At 39.5% G+C, this 5994-nt stretch carries 5 protein-coding genes and 1 tRNA gene; 1 reads left to right on the forward strand and 5 read right to left on the reverse strand.

Annotated elements, in window-relative coordinates; genetic code table 11:
- The 3 genes from IQ228_RS19050 to IQ228_RS19060 all read right to left on the reverse strand — a co-directional run.
- The coding region (locus tag IQ228_RS19050; protein WP_193963946.1) for an AAA family ATPase at nt 1-411 on the reverse strand (411 nt) is incomplete at its 3' end.
- A gap of 228 nt (nt 412-639) precedes the next feature.
- A tRNA-Ser gene (locus IQ228_RS19055) sits at nt 640-724 on the reverse strand.
- Between the two features lie 58 nt (nt 725-782).
- On the reverse strand, nt 783-1712 hold the full coding sequence (locus IQ228_RS19060) for a TIGR04168 family protein (protein ID WP_027401354.1): 930 nt from the start codon (nt 1710-1712) through the stop codon (nt 783-785).
- Between the two features lie 325 nt (nt 1713-2037).
- Between IQ228_RS19060 and nadA the strand changes: the two genes are divergently transcribed.
- Nucleotides 2038-3000: a quinolinate synthase NadA gene (gene nadA / locus IQ228_RS19065; RefSeq protein ID WP_027401355.1), complete on the forward strand. Its 963-nt coding sequence runs from the start codon at nt 2038-2040 to the stop codon at nt 2998-3000.
- Nucleotides 3001-3312: 312 nt separating this feature from the next.
- Here the strand turns inward: nadA and IQ228_RS19070 are convergent, their stop codons facing one another.
- On the reverse strand, nt 3313-4203 hold the full coding sequence (locus IQ228_RS19070; RefSeq protein WP_193963948.1) for a hypothetical protein: 891 nt from the start codon (nt 4201-4203) through the stop codon (nt 3313-3315).
- A 233-nt stretch (nt 4204-4436) separates the two neighbouring features.
- Complete coding sequence (locus tag IQ228_RS19075) at nt 4437-5570, reverse strand: SGNH/GDSL hydrolase family protein (protein ID WP_193963950.1); 1134 nt, start codon at nt 5568-5570, stop codon at nt 4437-4439.
- Nucleotides 5571-5994 lie beyond the last annotated feature (424 nt).

Here is a 5994-nt window from a genome sequence, read left to right on the forward strand (position 1 = left end):
ATTATTAAGTATTTTGAGTTTGATATCTGCTAAATCAAATCTCACTTTCATATTGTCAAAATCAACGTATGATGTAGCTAGAAACGCATTCATCCATGTATATGCTAAAGTAGAAACATCATTAATGTATGTTTCAATAAATTCTTCAGCAAAATCTATTAAATCAATCCGAACATTTCCTTCTTGTAAAAATTCTTCAATTCCATTATCTATAATTGGATATCTCTGTTGAGTCTTTTTATCAATATAAGCTTTCCAATACCTTTCACATCCATACTCACCTAAAATAGATGCTAAAGTATAAGCTATCCAAGTTTTCCCTGTTCCATTACCACCAATAAACACAGTTAAAGGCTTTAAATCAATTTCTGCTTTTTGAATAACACCTAAGTTAGCAATTTCTATTTTCATGGCAAATTTAATTTTAATTAAGGTTAAAGATATCCAATTGACTACACCCTACCATTATTCGTAAATTCAGCAAATCATACCTATTACTGAATCACATATTTAAAAGGTTATATCTGGAATCATAGTAAAACTGACTCTTGCCTTACAGCAGATTGAATATTTCTCGGTCAAACTCTTGCGCTCTTCTCTGCGCCTCTGCGCCTCTGCGTGAGATAAAAACTAAAAAAATGGAGAGGGGGAGATTCGAACTCCCGGAAGCTTTCACCTCATCCGATTTCAAGTCGGACGCATTCGACCACTCTGCCACCTCTCCAGATTATTTGCCAGAATTGTGGAATACAAAAACTGACAAACAAAATCATAACATATAATTACAGAATTGGCACTACTGAAACTGAAGAATTATAAAAAACTTCCTCAGTAGCGATGTGGTAGTCCTGATCCACCCAAACTAGAGAAGCTTTTGTTACCAAACCATCCTGCAAAGAAACCAGAGAAAAATTCCGTAACTTCATCCCGTCTTGTTGAATAATCCGGGGGACGGTGGCAGCGTTTAGGTAAATAGTTCCTTCTGGACTTCTAAACACAGCCTTGCGTTGCAACTTTTTAGTATGGCGCAGTGTGCGGTGCATATGACCAAAAGCGACAAGGGAAACAGTTTTCTTGAGGTTGAGACTTTGAGAAATTGCTTCCGCTAAATCAGGATCACCAAAATCACCACCGATAGGATGCCAATCTTTGCCACAAGGGTCCTCAGCGCGATCGCCTAAACCGCTTGGTCCATTGTGTCCGAGAAAAATAATATGATCACAAGTAACACTTTTTACTACCTTAACAATTTTATCTGCGGACTCCTCCAAACTAGAGACACCATAGCGTTCTTGACACATTTGGGCAAATCGCCATTCGGGTCCTCCCCAGGTAAAAGGACGACCACCCACCACAGTTAAGTTCCACTGAGGAAAATCTAACTTACCATAACCGACTTGGGCAGAACCTAATAAATCTAGCTGTTCCTGTACCCAGTCTTCCTTGGTGCGGTCATAAGGACATTTTTTGCGTCCCCATTCAGTCGCCGAGTACCAGGCATCGTGATTGCCCATTACGGCTGCTTTGGGAAGGTCTAGGGAGGCGATCGCTTTTACCACCTCCACCGACTCATTCCCGAAATCACCGACAAATAGCGCCAAGTCAACACCGAGATGCTGGAGTGCTATGCCGTCCTCTACTTCCCATTGGTCGTGAACATCGCCAATTACAGCAATTTTGATAGGTTTTGATTGATTTTTCTGACTGGTCATGCCACTTTAAAAAGCCGTATATCTCCAGGATATGAAACTCCACCGGATTTGGACATAAATTGCTAGAATCAATCCCTCACTCTTTTTGGTAAAAACTACTATAATTGAATTTACAAGTTCAGAGGAAACAGGGAAAACTCATGTTTAGAAACATGAGATTGAAATAAGGATACCGTTTTTTCGGGCTACCCATCTTGTAAAAACATCTTTATTCTTGACTAAGCTTTAAACTGGTGCAAATGAGCATTTCTTATCTGTTCCCTGTTCCCTATTCCCTGTTCCCTTGCTTTGTAATCTTAATTGTACAAAAAAGCAGTTTTTAATTGTGTTTACAACTACACTTACTCAACCAAAATCAGGTATTTTACCCTTAGATCTATTTGCCGCCATTGCGGATCTCAAAACAGAACTGAATGCAGTGATATTAGCCCACTACTATCAAGATCCTGATATTCAAGATATTGCCGATTTCATTGGCGATTCCTTACAATTAGCCAAAGCCGCAGCCAATACCAAAGCCGATGTCATTGTCTTTGCTGGTGTTCACTTCATGGCGGAAACAGCCAAAATCCTCAACCCTGATAAATTGGTGTTATTACCAGATATTAATGCAGGATGTTCTTTAGCAGATAGTTGTCCTCCCCAGGAATTTGCAGCTTTTAAAGCCGCACACCCAGACCATTTGATAATTTCTTATATTAACTGCTCGGCGGAAATTAAAGCCATGAGCGATATCATCTGTACCAGTTCCAACGCTGTGAAAATTGTCCAGCAAATACCCCAGGAACAGCCAATTATTTTTGCTCCAGATCGCAACTTGGGACGGTATGTAAGGTCACAAACAGGACGGGAGATGCTGTTATGGCAAGGTAGCTGTATTGTTCATGAAACCTTTTCCGAAAAGAAAATAGTCCAGTTAAAAATTACACATCCTCATGCAGAAGCGATCGCTCACCCCGAATGTGAAACCAGCGTCCTCCGCCATGCCAGTTATATTGGCTCTACAGCCGCCTTACTCAATTATTGTCAAACCAGCCCTAGTCAAGAATTCATCGTGGCTACAGAGCCAGGAATCATTCACCAGATGCAAAAACTAGCGCCTGACAAACATTTTATTCCCGCACCCCCCCAAAGTGATTGTAACTGTAACGAATGTCCATTTATGCGGCTAAACACCCTAGAAAAACTGTATCTAGCCATGAAAAACCGCACCCCAGAAATTACCCTACCAGAAGAAGTCCGCATAGCCGCACTCCGACCCATGCAAAGAATGTTAGAAATGAGCTAATTAGGGTTTGCTGAAAAAGTTGTCTGTGAGGGCTAGGAGTCACCGAGTCACCGAGTCAGGAAGAAGAATTAGAAGAAGAGAAGAATAATCTTGAATTTGGTCAAGTGATAGGGTTTTGGTAGTTTCAACGCTTATTCCTTGCACTTGTTTCACCTTTTTTACCTTCAAACTCTTGATATATCTCAGTTCTAGGTTTATTCAGCAGACCCTAATTAGGAGTCAGGAGTCAGGAGGAGGAAGGAAGAAGAAGGAGGAATAGAAAAAATACATCCTGTTCATCCTTAAATCCTGGACATCCTGATTCTGACATTGTTAAGATTTACTCTTCTGAGCTTCTTTCTGGGCAGCCTCACTAAACTTTTTATACAACTTAGTTCTAATTTGTGCTTCCTGATAACGGCTGTGGCTAGGTGTAACCTGACCCATTAAATCAGAAGCCCGTTGCCAAGTAGCAGCTAATTCCAACCACTGAGTTGAAGTTGTAGCCGTTGTACCAGTCACAGTCGCCTGGTTAGCCAGTCTCACAGATGCGGCAAACGGATCATCCAATGGGATAGAAAGACTTTGGCTAACAGGACGATTCGATGATTCTGGCGGTCTTTGGTTGACTGTTTGAGAAGATTGAGAACCCACTAATGGCAACAGCTTCTTTAATGGATTACTTAACCGAAAATCTAGCAACCAAGCCAGTAAAATTACTGAAGATAAACCAGCAACCCATATAAATAGAGTTTTGACAGAAATTTTGCCCTGATTTCGATTCTTCAGCAAAGATTGGGGTTTTGCTAAAATAGGTTTTCTTGATTTGGTATAAACTTCAGTTAACTCTGGAATTAACCGCTTTAACAAATTTGGTTGGTGTACAGTAATTTCCCGTGACCACAGTAACTGACCATCAGTATCGCGGTTAATTTCCTCCAACCATAGTAATTGCTCTTCTCGAACAATTCGACTATTAATATTAACTCGGCGAATATGATGTGGTGCAAGTGAGTCCAAAATTTCTTGAATTTTTGGTACTAGGACAGATTGCTCCAGTTGCTCTACTGTAGCTGCTTCACACAAGATTTGTAATATGCCAGTCACAAAAACTGCTCTAGTTCTGACACCAGACACAACTAGCCTTTCATTTAAAACTTGAATAATTGCCGCCACGCTGCCCTGGTGAGCTTGCCAAGCGATATCATTTATCCGATCTGCCATTTGATATTTAGTGATAGCTATCACACCCTGATCTGTGAAATAATATAACTTAAGTTAGTGACATACTAGTGTGTTAATTCTGAATCCCTTATCCCATAAGACTTCATGGTCATTGGTCATTGGTCATTAGTCATTGGTCATTAGTCATTGGTCATTGGTCATTGGTCATTGGTCAACTACTCCTACCCATTTTCAACTAGCAACTTACGTTAATATACATCAATTTGCATATATCAATTGTAAATTTGAGCAACTCTATATTCTATCTGCTCAAGTGCAAATTGCCAGACCTGATATCCTGCTAAAGATAAATGTAATCCATCAGTAGTTAATTCGGGACGCAAATTGCCATCAATATCCGTAAACCAATTGTGAATATTGAGGTAATTAGCCCCTTGCTTTTGGGCAATTATAGCCAGTTGGGCGTTAATATGACGAATTCGACTATTGGGGATTTTCTGCGATCGCACAGGTAAAATAGATTGGACAATAATCTGACTACTGGGATGACTCTGACGTAAGCTATGAATAATCCGCGAGGAATTGACCAAAATTGACTTGTCAGTAGCGCCCTTACGTAAATCGTTAATCCCAGTCATCACATAAATTACATCGGGTCTGGTGGCAGAAAATGCCGACAATCTTTTAGAAACGCCCTCAGAAGTGTCTCCAGATATACCTTGATTTAGCCATAATTTACCCGTAGGTAGTTTGTCCTTGGGAAACCACAAACTTAAAGAATCACCTACTAAAATACTCAACCGATTCGCACCTTGACCTTTAGCCATAGCTTTAGCTTCCATAGCTAATAAGCTTTTCCAGTCTTGATAAGTCAGTTTATCTGCCTTATTTGATTCCCCAGACAATGCTAAATTTTCATCATTATCAGTGCGCGTATAAATCTGACCAGATATAAGTGATGCTAATCTTTGCTGGTAGAGTTGACTACCAGAAATAGGTGATTTAGTTGGTGTCGTTGGGGAATTTAAGTTAAAGGATGATTTAACAGGTATTGATAACCCATGCTGTCTAAATTCTGATAAGAGAATCTCTAAGGTGGGGAGGTTTTTCCTGATTACTGATGATTGTTCAACGGTTGTCGGCGCTTGTCTACTAAATTCTGGTAATAATTTATCAGTCTTGACAAGACTCTTATTTGCTGATGAGGAGTTTTCAATTTGATTACTAAATTCAGGTACAGCAATTTGACGTGGAGAATTTCTTTTGCCCTCGTAAACCTGGAAACCCTCGGCTAAATCCAATAGAGATAGAGAATCTTTGGGAAGATTGGTTATTTGTGGGGGCATTGATATTGGTATGACCAATCCTGTTAATAAACTTGCAGCCAACAGATAAGGTTCACTCATCGTTGTTTTGTTCCTTGTGCGTATTCACTACTTTTTCTTATGACAGCGTTAACTAAGTGAATTCAGGAAGATTTCGATTTCTGTCTATACCCCACATTGAAAAAAGCCTTGATTCGTAGCGACTGTCTTGATTGTCAATCGATCATTAAGTGAGACGGGGCTTATTTTGCTAGTTTACAATATTTAATAATATTAAGTTATTCAACGCTTTTCAATCCGTTGAACCACAATAAATATCCTTCCGTCAGGATTAATCAACACTAAATTTTGGGATTTTCTATTTTAGAAGATTTACTGTATAAGCTTTCCGGCTTTTTGAGTATCTCTCTGTTACCATCGGGTTTCACAATCTTATCCCTTGATGATCTACTAAATTTTAGGTTTAATACTTTTGATAGATGACAATAATTAATTGTTTATGTTG

Origin of the sequence: Dolichospermum sp. LEGE 00246 (assembly GCF_015207865.1) — a bacterium.
Taxonomy (GTDB): Bacteria; Cyanobacteriota; Cyanobacteriia; order Cyanobacteriales; family Nostocaceae; genus Dolichospermum; species Dolichospermum heterosporum.